The organism is Acinetobacter sp. LUNF3, from assembly GCF_022699605.1.
Classification (GTDB): domain Bacteria; phylum Pseudomonadota; class Gammaproteobacteria; order Pseudomonadales; family Moraxellaceae; genus Acinetobacter; species Acinetobacter johnsonii.
In genome coordinates this window covers 15,077-37,990 of sequence record NZ_CP093968.1, presented here as the reverse complement: position 1 = coordinate 37,990, position 22,914 = coordinate 15,077, and the positions used below count along the sequence as shown (strand labels likewise).

At 43.1% G+C, this 22,914-nt stretch carries 16 protein-coding genes, 2 tRNA genes, 3 rRNA genes and 1 pseudogene; 13 read left to right on the top strand and 9 right to left on the bottom strand.

Going from position 1 to position 22,914, the window contains the following annotated elements; translation table 11 throughout:
- Positions 1 to 30 precede the first annotated feature (30 nt).
- From ileS to MN200_RS16680, 8 genes and pseudogenes are all read left to right on the top strand, one after another.
- The gene (gene ileS, locus MN200_RS00170) at positions 31 to 2,874 is read left to right on the top strand and encodes an isoleucine--tRNA ligase (protein ID WP_242759859.1); all 2,844 of its coding nucleotides are present in this window, start codon (positions 31 to 33) and stop codon (positions 2,872 to 2,874) included.
- Positions 2,867 to 3,406 carry a signal peptidase II gene (gene lspA, locus MN200_RS00165; RefSeq protein WP_005401585.1) on the top strand — a complete coding sequence of 180 codons (540 nt, stop codon included), beginning with the start codon at positions 2,867 to 2,869 and terminating at the stop codon, positions 3,404 to 3,406. The genes ileS and lspA overlap by 8 nt, the downstream gene beginning before the upstream one ends.
- Entirely contained in the window at positions 3,399 to 3,881 is a 483-nt protein-coding gene (locus MN200_RS00160; protein WP_058868584.1) for a peptidylprolyl isomerase, read from the top strand. Before lspA ends, MN200_RS00160 begins: the two co-directional genes overlap by 8 nt.
- Positions 3,882 to 4,036: 155 nt before the next feature.
- Positions 4,037 to 4,579, top strand: coding sequence for an NAD(P)H-dependent oxidoreductase (locus MN200_RS00155; RefSeq protein WP_058868583.1), 543 nt, complete (start codon positions 4,037 to 4,039; stop codon positions 4,577 to 4,579).
- A 514-nt stretch (positions 4,580 to 5,093) separates the two neighbouring features.
- Positions 5,094 to 5,441 (top strand): IS630 transposase-related protein, encoded by a 348-nt coding sequence (locus MN200_RS00150; protein WP_039890557.1) that lies wholly within the window; start codon positions 5,094 to 5,096, stop codon positions 5,439 to 5,441.
- 17 nt (positions 5,442 to 5,458) lie between these two features.
- Positions 5,459 to 5,932, top strand: a pseudogene (locus tag MN200_RS00145) (IS630 family transposase); the annotation flags it as partial.
- A 176-nt stretch (positions 5,933 to 6,108) separates the two neighbouring features.
- Positions 6,109 to 6,618, top strand: coding sequence for a hypothetical protein (locus MN200_RS00140; RefSeq protein WP_227509180.1), 510 nt, complete (start codon positions 6,109 to 6,111; stop codon positions 6,616 to 6,618).
- Positions 6,619 to 6,896: 278 nt separating this feature from the next.
- Complete coding sequence (locus tag MN200_RS16680) at positions 6,897 to 7,142, top strand: hypothetical protein (RefSeq protein ID WP_322887805.1); 246 nt, start codon at positions 6,897 to 6,899, stop codon at positions 7,140 to 7,142.
- A 34-nt stretch (positions 7,143 to 7,176) separates the two neighbouring features.
- On the opposite strand, the gene MN200_RS00130 is transcribed toward MN200_RS16680, so the two are convergent.
- The 7 genes from MN200_RS00130 to MN200_RS00100 all read right to left on the bottom strand — a co-directional run bounded on the left by MN200_RS00130 (position 7,177) and on the right by MN200_RS00100 (position 15,377).
- Entirely contained in the window at positions 7,177 to 8,334 is a 1,158-nt protein-coding gene (locus tag MN200_RS00130; RefSeq protein WP_114392620.1) for a PQQ-dependent sugar dehydrogenase, read from the bottom strand.
- 594 nt (positions 8,335 to 8,928) lie between these two features.
- A 5S ribosomal RNA gene (rrf, locus tag MN200_RS00125) occupies positions 8,929 to 9,043 on the bottom strand.
- Positions 9,044 to 9,218: 175 nt separating this feature from the next.
- Positions 9,219 to 12,113 (bottom strand): 23S ribosomal RNA (locus MN200_RS00120).
- Between the two features lie 447 nt (positions 12,114 to 12,560).
- Positions 12,561 to 12,636: transfer RNA gene (locus tag MN200_RS00115), tRNA-Ala, on the bottom strand.
- Positions 12,637 to 12,704: 68 nt separating this feature from the next.
- A tRNA-Ile gene (locus MN200_RS00110) sits at positions 12,705 to 12,781 on the bottom strand.
- Positions 12,782 to 12,842: 61 nt separating this feature from the next.
- Positions 12,843 to 14,380 (bottom strand): 16S ribosomal RNA (locus MN200_RS00105).
- Together the 16S, 23S and 5S rRNA genes with 2 tRNA genes alongside form the textbook arrangement of a ribosomal RNA operon.
- A gap of 427 nt (positions 14,381 to 14,807) precedes the next feature.
- On the bottom strand, positions 14,808 to 15,377 hold the full coding sequence (locus tag MN200_RS00100) for a peptidylprolyl isomerase (protein ID WP_058870667.1): 570 nt from the start codon (positions 15,375 to 15,377) through the stop codon (positions 14,808 to 14,810).
- 96 nt (positions 15,378 to 15,473) lie between these two features.
- Between MN200_RS00100 and MN200_RS00095 the strand changes: the two genes are divergently transcribed.
- Positions 15,474 to 16,142: an acetoacetate decarboxylase family protein gene (locus tag MN200_RS00095; RefSeq protein ID WP_058870666.1), complete on the top strand. Its 669-nt coding sequence runs from the start codon at positions 15,474 to 15,476 to the stop codon at positions 16,140 to 16,142.
- A 47-nt stretch (positions 16,143 to 16,189) separates the two neighbouring features.
- Here the strand turns inward: MN200_RS00095 and MN200_RS00090 are convergent, their stop codons facing one another.
- Positions 16,190 to 17,263, bottom strand: coding sequence for an alpha/beta hydrolase (locus MN200_RS00090; protein WP_242759855.1), 1,074 nt, complete (start codon positions 17,261 to 17,263; stop codon positions 16,190 to 16,192).
- A gap of 199 nt (positions 17,264 to 17,462) precedes the next feature.
- Here MN200_RS00090 and MN200_RS00085 point away from each other — a divergent pair, with 199 nt between their 5' ends.
- Positions 17,463 to 18,011, top strand: a complete 549-nt coding sequence (locus MN200_RS00085) for a hypothetical protein (protein ID WP_058870664.1) — start codon at positions 17,463 to 17,465, stop codon at positions 18,009 to 18,011.
- A gap of 135 nt (positions 18,012 to 18,146) precedes the next feature.
- On the opposite strand, the gene MN200_RS00080 is transcribed toward MN200_RS00085, so the two are convergent.
- Positions 18,147 to 18,374 carry a hypothetical protein gene (locus MN200_RS00080; protein ID WP_058870663.1) on the bottom strand — a complete coding sequence of 76 codons (228 nt, stop codon included), beginning with the start codon at positions 18,372 to 18,374 and terminating at the stop codon, positions 18,147 to 18,149.
- 924 nt (positions 18,375 to 19,298) lie between these two features.
- Here MN200_RS00080 and grpE point away from each other — a divergent pair.
- The 3 genes from grpE to MN200_RS00065 all read left to right on the top strand — a co-directional run bounded on the left by grpE (position 19,299) and on the right by MN200_RS00065 (position 22,845).
- Complete coding sequence (gene grpE / locus MN200_RS00075) at positions 19,299 to 19,847, top strand: nucleotide exchange factor GrpE (protein ID WP_058870662.1); 549 nt, start codon at positions 19,299 to 19,301, stop codon at positions 19,845 to 19,847.
- Positions 19,848 to 19,966: 119 nt separating this feature from the next.
- Positions 19,967 to 21,907 carry a molecular chaperone DnaK gene (gene dnaK / locus MN200_RS00070; protein ID WP_058870661.1) on the top strand — a complete coding sequence of 647 codons (1,941 nt, stop codon included), beginning with the start codon at positions 19,967 to 19,969 and terminating at the stop codon, positions 21,905 to 21,907.
- A gap of 113 nt (positions 21,908 to 22,020) precedes the next feature.
- Positions 22,021 to 22,845: an OXA-211 family carbapenem-hydrolyzing class D beta-lactamase OXA-651 gene (locus tag MN200_RS00065; RefSeq protein ID WP_058870660.1), complete on the top strand. Its 825-nt coding sequence runs from the start codon at positions 22,021 to 22,023 to the stop codon at positions 22,843 to 22,845.
- The last annotated feature ends 69 nt before the right edge of the window (positions 22,846 to 22,914 follow it).

Genomic DNA, 22,914 nt, shown 5'->3' with positions numbered 1-22,914 from the left:
AGCCGCTGATTAAATTGGAAGACATCTTGCATGAGCGATAAGCAAACTACTGAAAATGCAGTGGATTATAAAGCCACACTCAACCTCCCAGGTACCGAATTTGCCATGAAAGCAAACCTTGCGGTACGTGAAGCAAAATGGTTAGAAGAGTGGTATGCCGACAACATTTATCAGCAGATTCGTGCGTCGCGTATTGGCAAGAAAAAATATGTCCTGCATGACGGCCCTCCGTATGCAAATGGCCAAATTCACTTGGGTCATGCGGTCAATAAAGTTTTAAAAGATATCATTATTAAAAGTCGTATTCTCGACGGCTTCGATGCCCCTTATGTACCAGGTTGGGACTGTCACGGCCTTCCGATTGAACTGAAAGTAGAAGAGAAAGTCGGTAAAGTAGGCGTGAAGGTGGATGCTTCTACTTTCCGTAAAGCCTGCCGTGAATATGCTTACACCCAAGTTGAACTGCAAAAGAAAGACTTTGTGCGTATGGGCGTGTTTGGTGACTGGGATAATCCTTACCTGACCATGAACTTTAAGCAGGAAGCAGACATTGTGCGCTCTGTTGGCGCAATTGCGAAAGCAGGCCATATCGAACCAGGTCTTAAACCTGTGAACTGGTGTTTAGACTGTGGTTCAGCTTTGGCTGAAGCTGAAGTGGAATATGAAGATAAAAAATCTGACGCGATTGACGTTGGTTTTACGGTTGTCGACTTAAAAGACTTAAGCGCACGTTTAAATATCAAAGTAGAAGCCGCAACAGATATCGTAATTTGGACCACCACACCTTGGACTTTGCCTGCAAACCAAGCAGTTGCCGTCCATGCTGAAATTGACTATCAACTAGTTCAAGTTAGCACCGACCGTGGCGTGCAAAACTTTATTTTAGCTAAAGACTTAGTTGAGTCGGCAGTTGAGCGTTATAAGCTTGAAAACCCTGTGGTTCTCGCTGATTTTAACGGCTCAGTAATCGAAAACCTATTATTACAACACCCGTTACTGACCGATCGCCAAGTGCCTGTGATTTTAGGTGAACATGTCATTGCAACCAGCGGTACAGGGGCTGTACATACGGCACCTGGCCATGGTGTAGACGACTATAAAGTTGGCTTACAGTACAACTTAAAAGTTGAAAACCCAGTGGGTGGTAATGGTGTGTATTTACCAACTTCACCGATTTTTGCAGGCGAGCACATCTACAAAGCCAATCCAAAAATCATTGAAGCTTTGGATGCCGTCGGTCGCTTATGGGCACATCAACCGATCAAACATAGCTACCCACACTGCTGGCGCCATAAAACACCGATTATCTTCCGTGCGACCCCACAGTGGTTTATCAGCATGGATGCACAAGGTCTGCGTCAAAACGCTTTAAATGCGATTGAAAACGAGATCAGCTTTGTGCCTGATTGGGGTAAAAATCGTATTCAAGCCATGATCGAAGGTCGTCCAGACTGGTGTATTTCACGTCAACGTACGTGGGGCGTGCCAATCCCATTCTTCGTGCATAAAGACACCAACGAACTCCATCCGCGCACAGCAGAGTTGATCGAAGAAGTCGCGAAGTTGATCGAACAAGAAGGAATTGACGCTTGGTATAACCGTGAGGCGAAAGATTTTATCGGGGATGAAGCGGAACAGTACAACTGTGTTCGTGACACTTTAGACGTGTGGTTCGACTCAGGCACAACGCACTATGCCGTACTGCGTGAACGCGAAGAACTCACCGATCCTGCTGATTTATACCTTGAAGGTTCAGACCAACACCGTGGTTGGTTCCAGTCTTCATTGCTCACCTCGATTGCGATCAATGAACGTGCGCCGTACAAAGGCTTACTGACTCATGGCTTCGTGGTGGATGAAAAAGGCCGTAAGATGTCAAAATCTTTGGGCAACATCATCACTCCGCAAGACATCATTAAAGACATGGGTGCAGACGGCTTACGTTTCTGGATTGCATCGGCCGATTACCGTTATGAAATGACTGCTGGTAAAGAAATCTTTAACCGTGCATCAGATGGCTACCGCCGTATTCGTAATACCTTGCGTTTCTTATTGGCAAACTTAAATGGTTTCAAACCATCGACGGATGCACTGCCTGTAGATCAATTGATCGCACTTGATCAATACATCTTGCAACGTGCAGCGGACGTGCAGAAAACCATTCAACAAGCCTATGAAGATATGAACTTCCATATCGTGGCAAATGCACTAACCAACTTCTGTATCAATGACTTGGGTGGTTTCTACCTCGACATCATCAAAGACCGTCAGTACACCACCAAAGCCGATTCACAAGCGCGCCATTCGGCTCAAACTGCACTGTATCATTTGGTTCAAGCCTTTGTACGTTGGATGTCACCAATTTTGAGCTTTACTGCTCAAGAAGCATGGCCACTCATTCCAGAGCAAACTGAGAAATACGTGTTCACTGCGGAATGGTATGACATTCCTGTGGCTTCAAAAGCAAACTTGTTGTCTGAAGCCGATTGGCAAACGCTGATTGCGGTGAAGTCTGCGGTGAACAAGTTCATCGAAACTGCACGTACCGCGAAAATCGTGGGTTCAAATCTCTCTGCCAAAGTTGAACTGTGGGCAGATGCAGAACTCAAAGACGTACTGGATCGTTTAGATGATGAACTTCGCTTTGTTATGATCACTTCACAAGTCTTGGTCAATGCATTCGATGCAACTCAAGGTGAAGCCTCTGATCTGGTAGGTCTGAATGTGCAAGTCTCGGCGGCTGATGGTGAAAAATGTGTACGCTGCTGGCATGTGCTGCCAGATGTGAATACACATGTTACACATCCAGGTCTATGTGGTCGTTGTATTATCAACCTTCCTACAGGCCAAGGCGAAGAGAGAAAGTATGCCTAACCCTCAACAGAAAAAGGGCTTATTCCAATTCTATCCGCACAATTTGGTGTGGGTAGGTTTGGCTATTCTAGCCATTGTCTTAGATCAATGGACCAAATGGATTGCCAGTACCCATCTGAATTATGCAGATCCAGTACCAGTCCTGCCCTTTTTAAATTGGACTTTATTGCATAACTATGGCGCAGCCTTTAGTTTCTTATCCGATGCGGGCGGCTGGCAACGTTATTTTTTTACCTCTCTTGCAGGTATTGTGTCTGTCATTTTCCTGTTTTGGCTGATGCGTATGCCCAAAACCGTGAAAGTGCTGCCCATCGCGATTGCCCTTATTTTAGGTGGTGCTATAGGGAATTTAATTGACCGTGTAACATTAGGCTATGTGGTTGATTTTATTCATGTGTATTATCAAAACAGCCACTTCCCTGCGTTTAATATTGCAGATAGTGCGATTACACTAGGAACGATCCTTTTGTTGATCGATACCTTTTTTCTCGAAAAAAACCGTATCCAACGTGCCGAAGTAAACCATGACTGATTTTATTAATCCCAATGAAGAAACTCGCGTAAGCGAAGGTTCAAAAGTAGAGTTACATTTTTCTGTGTGCATTGAAAATGGCGTAGAAATTGATAACACACGTAGCCGTGAAGAGCCTGTAAGCCTTGTAATGGGTGATGGCAGCTTACTGCCTGGTTTTGAAAAAGCACTGTTTGGTTTACGTGCTGGCGACCGTCGTACAGTGAGCCTACCACCAGAAGATGCTTTTGGCCCGTGGAATCCTGAAAACGTACAACATTTTGATACGGTCAAATTTGAACAGCGTCCTATTGAAGGGCACATGATCGAGTTTGAAGACAAAGCCAAACAAAGCCTGTATGGCGTAGTGAAAACTGTAGGTGATGACATCACCGAAGTCGACTTTAACCATCCATTGGCAGGTAAAGATATTACCTTTGAAGTTGAAATTTTCAAAGTGACGCCTGCAGGCCAACAAGGCATTAAAATTATTTAAAAACACAGATCGACTGTCTGTGTGTCAGCCAAAGCCCCTTCGGGGGCTTTTTTAATGCCTCAAACATTTGTCGATCAGATACATATTCAATCTATGCAAAGCCTAATTTTCATACTAACGTAACGTAATCACATTTATTTTCCCAAGGATTTTTGATGAAAATTCAGGTCATTATAGGCAGTGTGCGCGAAGGTCGGACAGCCATTAAAGTTGCACGTTGGGTACAAAAAAGCTTTGAAAAACTTGGGCTCAATACGGTCCAACTCGAATTAGTCGACTTAAAAGAGTGGGATTTACCGATTTTTTCAGGTGCAAATCCCCCAATGACAGGGATTTATGATCAACCCAAACAACAAGCATGGGCTGACCACATTGCCCAAGGCGATGCCTTTATTTTCATTAGCCCCGAATACAATCATGGTTATAGCCCTGCACTTAAAAATGCCTTGGATTACTTAGGCAAAGAATGGCAAGGTAAACCTGCGGCCTATATCAGTTATGGTGGTACCAATGGCTCACGCTCCATCGACCAAATTCGCCAAGTCGGTACTCAGCTCGGTCTGGTCGATACCAATGCGGTGGTTGAAATTCGAGATATTTTTTCTCGCAATAAAACCGAAGACTTTGAACCAAATCCTTTTGATGAGAAGAATCTAAAAGCAGGAATTGATAAACTCATTAAATATGTCAGCGCATAAGCATGAGATTTTTCTGTACGCTATTGCTTACAGTAACTTAAGTATTTGTCGGCTTTTCAATAATAAACATCAACGCTATAGTTAAACCACACAGAGACAGGATGTCTCAGATGAAAAACAAAAATAACAACATACACGGCAGGATGCTGATCGGTAGGACAGGAGTTATACCGCTTGAAAGAATTTAAAAAGCCCTCGACAGGATGTCGAGGGCTTTTCAATTGTAGTGATTATTAGCTCAATATTTCTCTAACAGCCCAAATCACTATCAGATATTAACGAACCTCTTATATGCTTCAATACTTTAGAAGAAGCTCGTGAATACAAACTAAACTGGTCTACTTGGATGTCTATCTCAATTAAAAATTCATAAAATAATCATATAAAACAAATATAAATGCATGTGAAATTTAAAAAATGATCACTTGCGTCCAACGTACATATTTAAGCGCTAGTTCATAAAGTAAATCCATCAAATATAGTCCGCACGCCAAAAAACCAATACAATACCGATATGAGTTATCCAATACATTTTAGAAAGAAAATATTAGCCAAGCTTGAAGAAGGTCAATCTATCCGAGCGGTTGCTCAGCACTTCGAAATTAATAAAAATACAATTGTCGAATGGAAAAAGCGAATCGAAATAAAAAGAACTCGACCAAGAAAACCATCTAAAGTTGATGATGATGCCTTACGTGCAGATGTTGAGCAATATCCCGATGATTATCAATATGAACGCGCTGCTCGTTTTGGTTGTGCTACTTCTACAATTGGAGATGCGCTCAAGCGTCTAAATATTACAGTTAAAAAAAGACCTTACGGCACCCGAAAGCAAAAACAGAACTCAGAGAGCAGTATTTAAAAGATTTAAACCGATTAAGGTATCAACACCCGATCATCTATCTTGATGAAAGTGGATTTAAATCTCATGAACATAGACCTCATGGTTATTCAAAACAGGGAACTCCTTGTTATGGAACATATAATTGGCAATTAAAAAATCAAACCAATGCAATAGGAGCAATCCATGAGGGTAAGTTATTTGCAGTGGGTTTATTTGATAGCAAAGTAAATTCGGATGTATTTTATTTTTGGGTAGATCAGTTTTTATTACCAGAACTACCCTCGAATAGTGTAATTGTCATGGACAATGCAGCCTTCCATAAACGACCAGATATACAAGATCTATTAAGCCAACATGGGCATCAAATACTTTGGTTACCACCTTATAGTCCTGACCTTAATCCTATTGAAAAAATGTGGGCATGGGTGAAAGCAAAAAGGAAAAAATGGTTGGTTAACTCAATAGATAAGCTTTTTAGTCGTTTCTTTAACGAGTGTATGGGTAATTAAGCGGTTTGACTATATTAAGGCTTTCAACATTTGTCGGTATGTTCTTCTGCACCACAAAATATTACATCTTATGCCTGAACTACACTTATACTCTCCCCCACTGAACATTTGCTGATTCAGCCAAAAGGCTTCAGTCCAATACAATAAATTAAAAAAATAACTATAGAGACCATTCCATGCAACTAAACACCACACTTTTAAATAATTATTGCAAAATTTATGTCACAGACCCCGAATATACAGATGTAGACGTTCTAGCCGCCTATGTTAGAGTCCATCGCACAGAACTTATGCAAGAGTTGCATCAGTACGGCATCTTATTATTTCGTGGCTTTAAATTACAACGTCACTATGAATTTCATGAGTTGATCGAACATCATTTTCAGCTTGAACCTTGGCATCCATTTACGCCTAAAAAATCAGGTTGGTTTGCCTCTTTCATTCGTAAATATAGCGAAAATCGTGCAGGTGATGATAGACCTTATCTCAACCACAATACGGTACAATTAGGCGCTGTTGAAAACTCAATTCAAGGTCCACATGTCGAAGGTGGCCTACATTCGACTCGCTCACGTTTATTGCCTTGTTTTGCCAAGAACCTGCGAACCATGTGCTCGAAACAGGGTTTAATAACCTCGAAAAAATTTGGGCCCATTTTCCAGTCAGCGTACAACAAAAATACTTAGGCGCATGGAATCATTTTTCTTATATTTCAACACGTAAACTCAATCTATTTGATCGCTTGCTATTAAACAAAAGGCCCTTTCATTTCAACAAACAACCAAATAAAGAAACCAAACTTACTTTAAAACACTCACCTTTCGTTGCCATACACCCGAACACTCAAAAGTTGATGATCCAGCCGTGGGCTTTTGCAAACAATACCAATTCTTTTGCCCACCAAGCTGCACAAAAAAGCTTTAAGAAGCGAGGAAAGCTTCAACTAGACCCCACGGCTAATTGCATGCAACTGTCATGGGAACTTTTCACCCATGAAGGTGAAAAAATTGAATGGACCGATCAGGAAAAACAACACTTCTTTGAAGCCTTATATCACGATGCACTCTTGCTCCAGTGGCAAAAAGGGGATGTCGCCTTGATCGATAATATTAAAATTGCCCATTGGCGGATGAATGGTAAACAAGGACAACGAAAACTGATGCAGATCCAAGCCAATGTCTTCAATGCTGATCGACATGCTGCGCTTTAAGACTGTCTTTCCTCGCAATACTCTGTTTAGGTGATTAATGTGAAAGCAGCTGAATTAAATCTGCATGTTTCCCATCCTCAATTACCCAAATACTGCCATCTTTCGCTTGTTGTAAACCACGGATACGTTCTTTCATATCTATCCGTTGGAGTTCTTTTACTGGCTGTACTGTGGTGTCTACAATAATTAATGCTTTAGATGAAAGCCCACCAATGATGGCTTTATCCTGCCACTTTGGAAACATCTTTCCCGTATAAAAAATCAAACTCGATGGAGAAATTACGGGTGTCCAGTCTAATTTTGGCGCTTCAAAATCAGGCTGCGTGGCGTGATCAGGGATATTCAAACCACTATAATGATCACCATTCGAAACGATTGGATAACCATAGTTTTTAGCCTTTTGAATTAAATTGAGCTCATCCCCACCTTTGGGGCCCATTTCAACCACCCAAAGTTGTTTTTTTGCATCCAAAGCCATTCCTAAAGGATTACGATGCCCCAAACTCCATATTTGTTTTGCGATATCCCTCTGCTTCTGAAATGGATTATCTGAAGCAACCGAACCATCATCATTCAAGCGAATCATTTTTCCAAGGTTCGATGTTAAATCTTGTGCAGGCTCAAACTTTTGCCGTTCTCCTGAACTAATCCATAGTTTTCCTGCGCCATCAAATAACATCCGATGTGCATAATGTCCCTGCCCACGCACCTTCGGTACTTGTTTCCATATTGTTTTAAGATTGTCTAATTGTGGCTGTGCCTGATCTAAATTCAAATCAGCACGAATCACAACCGCACCATAACCTCCTTGCCCTGCCTCTGCATAGCTAAGATAAATTTGATGGTTTTGTGCAAACTCAGGATGTAAAACAATATCGCCCAATCCACCCTGGCCACCATAAGCCACTTTAGGTGTATTCCTAATGAGAGTCTTTGTCTGATCGACAGGACTAAATAAAATCAACTGTCCTGATCTTTCAGTAATTAATAATCGCCCATCAGGCAATACCGCTAATGCCCATGGCTCATTAAATTCAGCAATACGTTTGAGGTGTATAGATGTGCCTAAAGAAGAAGAACTGGCCTGTTGTTCCTGTGCTGCTGACTCCGCTGGTCTTTGTGCATGACATGCTATTAAGCCAAAAACTGCACTCACTGACATCAACAAACAAAACGCTTTTTTGCTCAGCATTGCCTTATCCATTCAAACGCACGATTACCAATCATTGTAGAGAAATCATAAGTACAACGTTATCCACTTTGGTAACAAGATGAATCTGTGTAAGTCAAAGCTTACAAATACTGAGGAAAGCGACCACTAGCCTTAAAACAGTTTACGACATATATTAAACAAATCAGGAAACAGGACGTTTCCCAAACTTAAAACAACAATAATCAGTTTGAGCATCAGGATGTGAGATATGACAGGAGTTGTATCTATGCACTAAAATACAAAGAAACCTCGACAGGATGTCGGGGTTTCTTTTTTATTGAACATATTAGAACCTGTTTTGACATATTTTGTATAATCACGAGTTAAATATAGTCATTCTTTTGTCCAATGAATATTGATGGAATAGCTATTCGAATTACTCAAAATATATTCGCAGACTTAGTTATGATCTCTTTTAGTGAGTGATAAATAATCAAATTTAAGTGAAAAACGAAGCCTATTAAATTTTAAAAACCATTTTTTAGCCAATCTTTTATTATCTAACATTACTTAATCTTTTCATCATAAAAAAATCCCCCTCAGCCTTAAGCGGAGGGGGATTTAGAATTAATGAGCTGGCGATGACTTACTCTCACATGGATAACTCCACACTACCATCAGCGCTAAGAGGTTTCACTTCTGAGTTCGGGAAGGGATCAGGTGGTTCACTCTTGCTATTGTCGCCAGCACAACTGTTTATGACTATTCGTTGGGTCTAACCTCAGAGCAGTGCTCTTCGTGCCTAACTTTCATCAAATGAGTTATTAACAGGTATATTTGAGTTGGATATTTTATCTAGCTTTATAACTAAATCAAGTTGTTTGCAGTGATTTGAACCACAACACCAACTGTTTGGGTGTTGTATAGTCAAGCCTCACGAGCAATTAGTATTGGTCAGCTTCACATATCACTATGCTTCCACATCCAACCTATCAACGTCGTAGTCTTCAACGGCTCTTTAGAGGACATAAAGTCCTAGGGAAATCTTATCTTGAGGTAGGCTTCCCGCTTAGATGCTTTCAGCGGTTATCCCTTCCGAACATAGCTACCCGGCGATGCGACTGGCGTCACAACCGGTACACCAGAGGTTCGTCCACTCTGGTCCTCTCGTACTAGGAGCAGATCCTCTCAAATTTCCAACGCCCACGGTAGATAGGGACCGAACTGTCTCACGACGTTCTAAACCCAGCTCGCGTACCTCTTTAAATGGCGAACAGCCATACCCTTGGGACCTGCTTCAGCCCCAGGATGAGATGAGCCGACATCGAGGTGCCAAACACCGCCGTCGATATGAACTCTTGGGCGGTATCAGCCTGTTATCCCCAGAGTACCTTTTATCCGTTGAGCGATGGCCCTTCCATACAGAACCACCGGATCACTAAGACCTACTTTCGTACCTGCTCGACTTGTGGGTCTCGCAGTTAAGCGCGCTTTTGCCTTTATACTCTACGCGTGATTTCCGACCACGCTGAGCGCACCTTCGTACTCCTCCGTTACTCTTTAGGAGGAGACCGCCCCAGTCAAACTACCCACCAGACATGGTCCTCGTCCCGGATAACGGGACAGAGTTAGAACCTCAATATTACCAGGGTGGTATTTCAAGATTGGCTCCACCGAAACTAGCGTCTCGGTTTCAAAGCCTCCCACCTATCCTACACAAGTAAGATCAAAGTTCAATGTCAAGCTGCAGTAAAGGTTCACGGGGTCTTTCCGTCTAGCCGCGGGTACACCGCATCTTCACGGCGAATTCGATTTCACTGAGTCTCTGCTGGAGACAGCGCCCCCATCATTATGCCATTCGTGCAGGTCGGAACTTACCCGACAAGGAATTTCGCTACCTTAGGACCGTTATAGTTACGGCCGCCGTTTACTGGGGCTTCGATCAAGAGCTTCGCTTACGCTAACCCCATCAATTAACCTTCCAGCACCGGGCAGGCATCACACCCTATACGTCCACTTTCGTGTTTGCAGAGTGCTATGTTTTTAATAAACAGTTGCAGGGGCCTGGTTTCTGTGGCTGCCAATAGCTCAAGGAGTAAATCCTATCACCGTCGGCAGCGTACCTTCTCCCGAAGTTACGGTACCATTTTGCCTAGTTCCTTCAGCAGAGTTCTCTCAAGCGCTTTGGTCTACTCGACCTGACCACCTGTGTCGGTTTCGGGTACGATTCCTATGTAACTGAAGCTTAGAGACTTTTCCTGGAAGCATGGTATCAGCCACTTCACTGTACAAGTACAGCTTGCTATCAGTTCTCAGCATAGAGTACCCCGGATTTGCCTAAGATACATGCCTACAACCTTCCACCTGGACAACCAACGCCAGGCTGACTTAACCTTCTCCGTCCTCTCATCGCATTACATAGAAGTATTGGAATATTAACCAATTTCCCATCGACTACGCCTCTCGGCCTCGCCTTAGGGGTCGACTCACCCAGCCCCGATTAACGTTGGACTGGAACCCTTGGTCTTTCAGCGTGCGAGTTTTTCACTCGCATTGTCGTTACTCACGTCAGCATTCGCACTTCTGATACCTCCAGCATACTTCTCAATACACCTTCATCGGCTTACAGAACGCTCCCCTACCACTTGCAATAAATTGCAAATCCGCAGCTTCGGCATATAGTTTTAGCCCCGTTACATCTTCCGCGCAGGCCGACTCGACTAGTGAGCTATTACGCTTTCTTTAAAGGGTGGCTGCTTCTAAGCCAACCTCCTAGCTGTCTATGCCTTCCCACATCGTTTCCCACTTAACTATAATTTTGGGGCCTTAGCTGGCGGTCTGGATTGTTTTCCTCTTGACTACGGACGTTAGCACCCGCAGTCTGTCTCCCGGATAGTACTCATTGGTATTCGGAGTTTGCATCGGTTTGGTAAGTCGGGATGACCCCCTAGCCGAAACAGTGCTCTACCCCCAATGGTATTCGTCCGAGGCGCTACCTAAATAGCTTTCGGGGAGAACCAGCTATCACCGAGTTTGATTAGCCTTTCACCCCTATCCACAAGTCATCCCCTGGCTTTTCAACGACAGTGGGTTCGGTCCTCCAGTTAGTGTTACCCAACCTTCAACCTGCTCATGGATAGATCACCCGGTTTCGGGTCTACACCCAGCAACTAAACGCCCTATTAAGACTCGATTTCTCTACGGCTCCCCTATGCGGTTAACCTTGCTACTGAATGTAAGTCGCTGACCCATTATACAAAAGGTACGCAGTCACCGAACAAGTCGGCTCCCACTGCTTGTATGCATGCGGTTTCAGGATCTATTTCACTCCCCTCACAGGGGTTCTTTTCGCCTTTCCCTCACGGTACTGGTTCACTATCGGTCAGTCAGGAGTATTTAGCCTTGGAGGATGGTCCCCCCATATTCAGACAAGGTTTCACGTGCCCCGCCCTACTCGACATCATCATATAAGCCCTTTCGTGTACAGGACTATCACCCACTATGGTTGCACTTCCCAGAGCATTCCACTAGAAACTTATATGACTTAATGGGCTTTTCCCCGTTCGCTCGCCGCTACTGAGGGAATCTCAATTGATTTCTTTTCCTAAGGGTACTGAGATGTTTCACTTCCCCTCGTTCGCCTCGTATGACTATGTATTCATCATACGATACCTGCCTTATGACAGGTGGGTTTCCCCATTCAGAAATCTCCGGATCACAGGATATTTGCCGCCTCCCCGGAGCTTATCGCAGGCTATTACGTCTTTCATCGCCTCTGACTGCCAAGGCATCCACCACATGCACTTAATTACTTGACTATACAACCCCAAACAGTCGTTAATCCCTACAAGTAGGATTAAGACAGTCTATGATGATTTCTCATCACTTCCTTACAGTTTGTTGTTCTGTGTACTTAAACACTGTACAGCTTCAATTCAATTCACATACCAAAACGCTTGATTCAGTTAATTTCGCTAGTAACTCATTTCTTTAATCTTCATCAATCAGTAATAAATCACTGTTAATGTCGATCTTAAAAACGAGTATGAACAAATTATTTCAACTCAAATATATTCTGTTAATGATTTTTCCAGCCTTCGTCAGGTCAGGAAACTGCGATAAATCACAGAAGTTAATAAGTTATCTACTTACTAATTTCTGTAATCCAACTTCTTAGATTAAGCTTCGTTCTATGTGTGCCTGCGCACAGCATAGCTGTTTGCTTAAATTCTCGGACAAAGCGCTGCTTTGTTTTTCCTCGAATTTGGTGGAGACTAGGAGAGTCGAACTCCTGACCTCCTGCGTGCAAAGCAGGCGCTCTACCAACTAAGCTAAGTCCCCAGCTTATCAATAAGTCAATGTCTCTGTTTTTCTGTATTCAGCATTTAACAATGCTTGTTAGTCAGATTTGGTGGGTCTGACAAGACTTGAACTTGTGACCCCACGCTTATCAAGCGTGTGCTCTAACCAACTGAGCTACAGACCCTCAGATACATCGTCATGAAGAACAACTTGTTGTGGATTCTTACCAATCGTCAATCTTTCGTTAAGGAGGTGATCCAGCCGCAGGTTCCCCTACGGCTACCTTGTTACGACTTCACCCCAGTCATCGGCCACACCGTGGTAAGCGTCCTCCTTGCGGTTAGACTACCTACTTCTGGTGCAACAAATTCCCATGGTGTGACGGGCGGTGTGTACAAGGCCCGGGAACGTATTCACCGCGGCATTCTGATCCGCGATTACTAGCGATTCCGACTTCATGGAGTCGAGTTGCAGACTCCAATCCGGACTACGATCGGCTTTTTGAGATTAGCATCCTATCGCTAGGTAGCAACCCTTTGTACCGACCATTGTAGCACGTGTGTAGCCCTGGTCGTAAGGGCCATGATGACTTGACGTCGTCCCCGCCTTCCTCCAGTTTGTCACTGGCAGTATCCTTAAAGTTCCCGACATTACTCGCTGGCAAATAAGGAAAAGGGTTGCGCTCGTTGCGGGACTTAACCCAACATCTCACGACACGAGCTGACGACAGCCATGCAGCACCTGTATGTAAGTTCCCGAAGGCACCAATCCATCTCTGGAAAGTTCTTACTATGTCAAGACCAGGTAAGGTTCTTCGCGTTGCATCGAATTAAACCACATGCTCCACCGCTTGTGCGGGCCCCCGTCAATTCATTTGAGTTTTAGTCTTGCGACCGTACTCCCCAGGCGGTCTACTTATCGCGTTAGCTGCGCCACTAAAGCCTCAAAGGCCCCAACGGCTAGTAGACATCGTTTACGGCATGGACTACCAGGGTATCTAATCCTGTTTGCTCCCCATGCTTTCGTACCTCAGCGTCAGTATTAGGCCAGATGGCTGCCTTCGCCATCGGTATTCCTCCAGATCTCTACGCATTTCACCGCTACACCTGGAATTCTACCATCCTCTCCCATACTCTAGCTTCCCAGTATCGAATGCAATTCCTAAGTTAAGCTCAGGGATTTCACATCCGACTTAAGAAGCCGCCTACGCACGCTTTACGCCCAGTAAATCCGATTAACGCTCGCACCCTCTGTATTACCGCGGCTGCTGGCACAGAGTTAGCCGGTGCTTATTCTGCGAGTAACGTCCACTATCCTAGAGTATTAATCCAAGTAGCCTCCTCCTCGCTTAAAGTGCTTTACAACCAAAAGGCCTTCTTCACACACGCGGCATGGCTGGATCAGGCTTTCGCCCATTGTCCAATATTCCCCACTGCTGCCTCCCGTAGGAGTCTGGGCCGTGTCTCAGTCCCAGTGTGGCGGATCATCCTCTCAGACCCGCTACAGATCGTCGCCTTGGTAGGCCTTTACCCCACCAACTAGCTAATCTGACTTAGGCTCATCTATTAGCGCAAGGTCCGAAGATCCCCTGCTTTCCCCCGTAGGGCGTATGCGGTATTAGCATTCCTTTCGGAATGTTGTCCCCCACTAATAGGCAGATTCCTAAGCATTACTCACCCGTCCGCCGCTAGGTTAGGTAGCAAGCTACCCTTCCCCGCTCGACTTGCATGTGTTAAGCCTGCCGCCAGCGTTCAATCTGAGCCATGATCAAACTCTTCAGTTAAAAATCATTAGTAGCTTATGGCTACAAATCTTGGCTCATCAATTTTCTGACAAATATTTCTCAAATAAACTTCGAGTAATTTTTACCTTCAATCAATGAAATATTTTCGATCGATCAATCAGTAAAAATCCACACAAGTTGTTCTTCATAATCTCTTAATGATCTTTCTAACACCTCGTCAGTGCTAGAAGCTGGACTCAATATACTTAACAACTCAGCACTTCGTGCTTCGTTCGTTTCCGTCTATCTCGTCGGTATGGGGTGCATTCTAGAGGATTTCTAAAGCTTTGCAAGTGCTTTTAACTGGTTGTTTTATCGGGTGTTGTATTTTTATGCACTAAAAAGGTTCAAAAACATACAACCTTACGCCTAACTCAATAATTTTAAAGCAGAAATATAGATTTAATATTTCTGCTCTCTTTTTTCATTACTTTTGCACTGCTGCTGCTTTAATATTCACACTGAGAATTTTAACAGGTTGTTTCGGTACATCTTGATGTGGCCCTGCACGTCCTGTCGGTACTTTAGTGATTTTATCTACCACATCCATACCTTTAGTGACCTGACCAAAAACCGCATAACCTGCGTTATTGGTACTTCTATCTAGAAAGTTATTATCCACCACATTAATAAAGAACTGACTGGTTGCAGAATGCGGTAGGTTGGTTCGTGCCATCGCCAAAGTGCCACGTTTATTCGATAAACCATTACTTGATTCATTTTGAATGGCTGGTCGGGTTGGCTTTTCCACAAGGTCAGCAGTCATGCCCCCACCTTGCACCATGAAACCCTGAATGACGCGATGAAAGATCGTGCCGTTATAAAACTTAGCTTTCGTATAGTCTTCAAAGTTTTTTGCTGAGATTGGTGCTTTATCATTAAACAGTTCAATTTCGATGTTGCCCATTGATGTTTTCATTTCAACAATCGTGTTATTTGCCATGACCGCCATACTCATACATGTAACCGCCACTGCAACTAAACTCTTCTTTAACATTTCGTTACTCACAGCATTCAGATGTTATTAGATTTCGGTATATTAATCGTTCAGTATAAATAAAACACTACTTCTTCTAAGAAAACGAGAATAACGATGAATGAAGCTTTAGCCCTGTCTCAATTGAGTCAATTTCCGCCTTGGCATTTACAAGGTGAAGCTTTTATTTTGAATTATTGGATCAGTCCGCAATTTATCCGGCAATATAAAACGTTTCGTATCGCTCCTTCCCCGATTGGTCGTGTGGTTCAAGTCATGTTGGTGCGTTATCATCAATCTCCTGTTGGACCTTATGATGAACTGCTTTTGCTTGACCATCCTTTACTGAGCAAACGGCGTTTAAGCTCGATTCCTAAAATTTATGTATCTACACAGATTTCAGTTGAACATGGTCAACAGCTTTGGGGTATTCCGAAAGAGTTCGCTCAGTTTGACTGGCATACGCAGCACGAAACAACACAATGTCAAGTCAGCACTCAAGACCAAACCTTGTGTTTAACACTCACCCAATGTAAAAAAGCACGTCCGTTTTATATTAATAGTCATCACATTCCACGTTCCATGCTCAAAATACAGCAAGCGTGGCAAGGTCAACGTTATGAGTTTTCTCCACAGTTTCGCGCGAAGCTAATGAAACTGAAAAAATTTGAATGGCAAAACCATACCACCCTCTTTCCAGACTTTGGACAGGCCAAGGCTCTACAAAGTTTTTATGTCCCAAGCTTTCAGCTTGTTTTTCCAGAAGCCAAAATCCGCTCTAAATAAAAAAAGAATGTTCCACGTGAAACATTCTTTTGAAAATTCATGCATCTTTATTTGGCATTCTTATCCCAAAATTTTCTAAAATTCTTTGCCATTTCTATGGTGATTTTTTTTGCCCGACGAGAAATGATGGTGAAGTTCACAAAGCCATGGGGTTGATCTAGATAATTCTGATAATAAACCTTATTGCCCTGCTGCTTTAATTTGATGGCATAAATTTCACCTTCATCATGCAATAAATCATGACCTGCGGTGATGACAAAAGCGGGTGCGACACTTTTTAATACGCCATAAGTCGGCGAAACAATAGGATCATCCAGAGCTACCTGATGTTGTTCAGCATACAACGAGGTCACTCTATCGACATCTTGCCCCGTTAAGGTCAGTCCATCTTTATAAGCAAAGAACGATGGATGGCGACTTTTGAAATCGACCACGGGGTAAATTAACAATTGTGCACTTGGCGCATAAGCTTTTGCAGCAGTTCGCTGCGCCACCACGGCACTGATATTGCCACCTGCACTATCGCCTGCCACCGCAATTCGGTTTTTCAAAATTTTGAACTGACGACGGTTTTGATAGACCCAAGCCAAAGCATCTTCACAAGATTGAATCAATAAATGCGGGCCAACTTCTGGTGCCAAAGGATAATCAATACTGAGCACCTGTACTTTGGCATGGATCGCCAGTAAGCGACAGACTTCATCATGACTGTCGAGACTGCCAACCACAAAGCCGCCGCCATGATAAAACACCAACATCGGAAGTTTCTTATTCGGTGCAGGATGATAATGCCGCGCAAATACAGTTCCACTTTGTAAAGGTAGACGTAAATCTTCCACTTGTTTTACCGCGCTGGGTTTCGCGGTCAACATTTGAATTTGATGATCAAACAATTTACGAGAACGATGATAGTCTTCAAAAATAAAGCCCGATTTGCCTTGCTTATATTGAGCTGCCATTAAGCATTTGATAAAGGGATCTAATTGTTCAAACTGGTGAGGATAACCCAGCGCTTTAACCAAGCCTTCTTGTGCTACTGTCGGCAAGCGATCAATCACTCGTGCCGCACTGCCTTGGCCTTGTTCCACCCATTGTTGTAAAGTTTGATTCAACACGCCCATGTCAATAATATCCTTTTATCGTTCTTCATATTCTCTACATGATCAGCACTTACGTGACCATTCTCTTATATAAGTCTTCACATCAAGATACATAGCAATACGTCCTATACGCTAATCTTCTTTTAAGAGCTTGTCATTGACAATTTTTATGCCGATTTAGGAGTGTTTTGCTACTCCGTTTTTATGAAGGAGACCTGCCATGACTAAAAAAATAATATTCCTCTCACTCATCAGCACCTTGTTTGTTGGTTGTGTGGCTTTTCCTGAGGATGGCTATTATGACGGACGCTACGACCACCGCTATGATTATGATGATCGACGCTACGACCAGCATGATCGCTATGAACGTGAACGAGACCGCCAACGCTGGGAATACCAACAACGACAAAACCGCATTGAACGCGAACGTCGCGAGGCAGACCGAAACCGCCAAAGACATGCTGAATGGGAACGCCAAAACCGCGAACAAGAACGGCAACGTATTGAAGCTGAGCGCAAACGGATCGCTAATCAACGTCATCAAGACTGGCAACAGAAAAAGCGTGATCAAGAGCGATTAAACCAAGAACGCAAACGTTATGATACTGAACGTCAGCAACGACAAAATGCCGAACGCCAACGTCGTGAGCAAGAGCGTCAACGAACTGAAGATCGACGCAAACAATCCCATAACGATCGTAAGCAACGTCCCGATGATCAACACCACAATCAAAACAGAGGTTGGGATAACTCACGTCAAGAGCGATAAAATCGTCATCGCACATCAGACTGATGAAATAAGACGGCTGAACAGCTTGAGTTATTTACTCCCTAAAAAAGACCTTCACGGCATCCTGTGAAGGTCTTTAACAAAGCGAATGTAAGAGAAGTTCTCTTTTAAGTTTTATTGTTGTGTTGTCGCAGGTGTAGATTGGATGGGTTCAATCTGAGCCGCAGGATCTGCTTGAACCTCGACTCCAGCACTTCCCTCAACGGTTGCAGTTGCATCTGGTGCAGTGGTCACTTGAGCGGACTCAGGTGCAGTACTGGTTTCACTTGAGCTACAGCCCACGATGGCAAATGCTGAACCTAAAAGCGCTAGAGACACTAATGCAGTTTTCTTATTTAACATTCTTTCATTTCCTTTTACATCATACAAAAATAGCAAAGCCAAACTTTGCCCTGCCTATCTTTGTCAAATCCGAAAACTTTTACACACGTTCTGAGTTGTAGTTTTTGCAGACTCGAGTACAACTTGTGCAATTTTTTATTAATTGGGTACAAATACCGCCTTAGCACTACATCTCCACAGCAGCTCAAGTTAATATGCTGATTCTGCATTATTTCTTTCTTCGGTGAGCAGCATAAATAGGAACTCTATGCTTAGACCATCAACTCTTCAGTATTGCAGAACTCTTGTATGCTGATACACGATTAAATAATGTTATTTTTAAAGTTTAAGCAAAAAAAAGCTTAACCCAAAGCGGATTAAGCTCGAGAAAGCATACAAAAATAAAGAAACCACAGCCTTAAAAATCGAATTTTGAGTGCAAAGCTCGAATCACTCTGACAGCATTATACCTTTGCACCGAATAGAGTACTTTTGGGAGACGTACTATTCAAAAACCTAAATCTCTAAATTAAGAGGGTTTCCCCAAGCTATGCAAATAGGTCGCAGTCACCATACTTTGCTCTCTCCACAAAGTATGATCACCGCTGATGAACTCATTATGTGGTCAAGCGAAAAATTAGTAAAACAGATAAATTTAATTAAAATAATTCAATGTAACGATTAGCCTTTTTCAACATAAAAAAACTCAAGCAGAATTGGAAATGGACCTTCGGATAGAATAAGCACCTAGAAAGCCTGATTTCAGCAATTTTTTACCAAAAATACATGAATTAATCACTGAAGCCGCTTGAATTTTTGGCTGTTGCCCCGATCTTTTGTAGTAATCCTGAATTCAATAACGCATGGCAGTTCAGATTAACCCAGTTAACACTGATGCCTGAAGGACTGTACATGTTTAAAAACCCATTTAAACGGAGTAAATCAATGGCGACTGAGCACAATCAAGAAGCTCAAGATCTAGGGCAAGAGCAAGCGGATTCACAAACAGCGCAAACTCAAGCTGAAGCGGAGCAAGCTGAAGTTTCAGTTGAGGATTTACAAGCTCAAATTACCAATCTTGAAGAAAGCTTAAAGCTTGAAAAAGCCCGCACTGCAAATGCTGTATACGAAGCACAAAAAAGTGTAGAGCGTATTCAACGTGAATCAGAGAAGCATAAAGACACCGTTCTCGAAAAATTCGCAAAAGAGTTACTGGACTCAGTGGATAATTTAGAACGTGCCCTTAGCGCATCGGGTGAGGAAAAAACACCAATGTTTGAAGGTGTGGAACTGACGTTGAAATCGTTACTGACTGCACTGGAAAAATTTGGTGTGGTCGCAGTTGATACAGCAAATGGTTTCAATGCGGACTTGCATCAAGCAGTCGGGATTGATCCAAATGCGAAAGCCAACGAGATCGGAACGGTATTACAAAAAGGTTATACCTTAAATGGTCGTTTGCTTCGTCCAGCAATGGTCATGGTTGGCGCATAAACTCTATAAATTCGAGAGTTTGTAAAATTTTTTCTTGATTATCACTTGAAAAAAATTGAACGGCTCTCATATCGAATAACAAGCAAAAACATTGCAAAAATTTTTGAGGAATCATCCAAATGGCTAAAATCATTGGTATTGACTTAGGTACAACAAACTCTTGCGTCGCTGTACTTGAAGGCGACAAAGTTAAAGTGATCGACAACGCTGAAGGTGCACGTACAACACCATCGATTATTGCGTATAAAGATGGCGAAATCTTGGTGGGTCAGTCTGCAAAACGTCAAGCAGTGACTAACCCTAAAAACACATTATTCGCAATCAAACGCTTGATCGGTCGTAAGTATCAAGACCAAGCGGTTCAAAAGGACATCGGTCTTGTCCCTTACAAAATCATCAAAGCTGACAATGGTGATGCTTGGGTTGAAGTAAACGACAAGAAACTTGCACCACAACAAATCTCTGCTGAAATCTTGAAAAAGATGAAGAAAACTGCAGAAGATTACTTAGGTGAGACAGTAACTGAAGCGGTGATTACCGTTCCTGCTTACTTTAACGATGCACAGCGTCAAGCAACTAAAGATGCGGGTAAAATCGCAGGTTTAGAAGTTAAACGTATCATCAACGAACCAACGGCTGCTGCACTTGCGTTCGGTATGGACAAAAAAGAAGGCGACCGTAAAGTTGCAGTTTATGACTTAGGTGGTGGTACTTTTGACGTATCTATCATTGAAATCGCTGATCTTGATGGCGACCAACAAATCGAAGTGTTATCAACTAACGGTGATACCTTCCTTGGCGGTGAAGACTTCGATAACGCTTTAATCGAGTTCTTGGTTGAAGAGTTCAAGAAAGAACAAAACTTCAACTTGAAACAAGATCCACTTGCATTACAACGTTTGAAAGAAGCAGCTGAAAAAGCAAAAATCGAGCTTTCTTCGTCAAATGCAACTGAAATTAACCTTCCGTACATCACGGCTGATGCGACTGGTCCTAAACATTTAGTGATTAACGTAACACGTGCAAAACTTGAAGGTTTAGTGGCTGATTTAGTTGAACGTACAATCGAACCTTGCCGCATTGCGCTTAAAGATGCTGGTCTTTCAACAAGCGACATCTCTGACGTAATCTTGGTGGGTGGTCAATCTCGTATGCCACTTGTACAACAAAAAGTACAAGAGTTCTTCGGCCGTGAACCACGTAAAGACGTGAACCCTGACGAAGCGGTAGCAATGGGTGCTGCAATTCAAGGTGCGGTATTGTCTGGTGACAAAACTGACGTACTTCTTCTTGACGTTACTCCGTTGACACTTGGTATCGAAACCATGGGTGGCGTGTTAACAGCAATTATTGAGAAAAACACCACGATTCCTGCTAAGAAATCTCAAGTGTTCTCAACTGCTGCGGACAACCAACCTGCTGTAGACATTTCTGTGTTCCAAGGTGAACGTAAAATGGCACAGCAAAACAAATTGTTGGGTAACTTCCAATTGGGCGACATTCCACCTGCTCCGCGTGGTGTGCCACAAATTGAAGTATCGTTCGACATTAACGCTGACGGTATATTAAAAGTATCGGCGAAAGATAAGAGCACTGGTAAAGAGCAATCCATCCAGATTAAAGCAAACTCAGGTTTGTCTGATGCTGAAATCGAAGCAATGATCAAAGATGCTGAAGCGAATGCTGAAGAAGACCGTAAGTTCGAAGAACTTGCGAAAGCACGTAACGAAGCGGATGCATTGGTATCTTCTGCTCAAAAAGCAGTAAAAGATCTAGGCGAGCAAGTAACAAGCGATGAAAAAACTGCCATTGAAACTGCTGTTGCTGAGCTTGAAACTTCGACTAAAGAAAATGATGTAGAAGATATCAAAGCGAAAACTGAAGCACTTCAAAACATCATCATGCCGATCACGCAACGTGCTTATGAAGCTACGCAAGGTCAAGGCGGTGCTGAAGGTTTCGACCCGAATGCATTCGGTGGTGACGCTGGTCAACAACAGAAAGCGGACGATGGCGTTGTAGATGCTGAGTTCACTGAAGTAAAAGATGACAAAAAATAATTTGTCTCTTTAATAAAAAACCGCGCGAAAGCGCGGTTTTTTATTACCTAAATATTGTTGTTTCACTTTCTACTTTTAGATTAGGCTGATAAAAAATTTAGATCTTAGCCACCATGAAAACTTTACAATTTGGACTCATCGCCCTCATTACAACCTTCGGTTCTGCATGTACCACAATAAGCCCCTCAGTAGAAACAGCTAAAAATCACCAGCAACAAAGCGCGCAGCAGCAGATCCAACAGGCCTTCGATCAACTCCAAACCACTGGGGTGATTGTCATTAAGGATAAGCATGGCTTACGCAGCTACGGCAATGACTTGAGCCGTGCTCAGACAGCCTATGTACCCGCCTCTACCTTTAAAATGCTGAATGCCTTAATCGGACTAGAACATGGTAAAGCAACCAGCACTGAGGTGTTTAAATGGGATGGTCAAAAGCGTAGTTTCCCTGCCTGGGAAAAAGACATGACTTTAGGGCAAGCCATGCAAGCATCTGCTGTTCCCGTTTATCAGGAGCTTGCACGGCGCATTGGTCTAGACCTGATGCAAAAAGAAGTACAGCGCATTGGATATGGCAATCAACAGATTGGCACCGTTGTCGATAATTTTTGGTTAGTCGGTCCACTGCAAATTACGCCTGTGCAAGAAGTCCTTTTTGTAGAGAAGCTGGCCAATACGCAACTCGCTTTTAAGCCAGATGTGCAACATACCGTACAAGACATGCTGCTGATTGAACAAAAACCGAATTATAAACTCTACGCCAAATCTGGTTGGGGCATGGACCTAGAACCGCAAGTGGGCTGGTGGACAGGCTGGGTCGAAACAGCAACAGGTGAAAAAGTGTATTTTGCTTTGAATATGCATATGAAAACAGGAATTTCAGCCAGCGTGCGTGAGCAACTGGTCAAACAAAGTCTGACAGCACTGGGAATAATTTAAGCCCATAGAGAAGACGTATTTTTTATGTTGCAAAGGTATTTTTTACGCTAAAGTAGCTAAAAATAAAGA